Raw genomic sequence first — 327 nt, 5'->3', positions numbered from 1 at the left:
TGCGACTATTGAAACAACAGCTCCTGATGCACCTACCGTAGTCATTACTGAAGACACGAACAATGATGGTACAATTAATAGTTCAGAACTATCTGACGACATTAATGTAACTATTTCCTTGCCTACAGATGCTAGTGCAGGAGATATTTTAACTGTAAATGGAACACCTCATACGCTTACGGCTGCTGAGATTACAGCGGAAGAATATCCAACGACTTTTACAAGTCCAGGAGAAGGAAGTACATTGACCGTTACCGCTACCATTACTAATGGTGTAGGGAATACAAGTGCTTCCGCTAGTGATGCTGCGACTATTGAAACAACAGC

1 protein-coding gene is annotated in these 327 nt (G+C 41.9%); it reads left to right on the top strand.

All coding sequences use genetic code 11. The annotated features are described in order from the left end of the window. Nucleotides 1–327 (top strand): hypothetical protein (locus tag MWU65_RS17655; RefSeq protein WP_247079982.1); only part of this gene is annotated, 327 nt, incomplete at both ends.

Origin of the sequence: Cellulophaga sp. F20128 (assembly GCF_023015805.1) — a bacterium.
Taxonomy (GTDB): domain Bacteria; phylum Bacteroidota; class Bacteroidia; order Flavobacteriales; family Flavobacteriaceae; genus Cellulophaga.
Note: the sequence above shows the minus strand (reverse complement) of the source record. Positions and strands in the feature narration are given on the sequence as shown.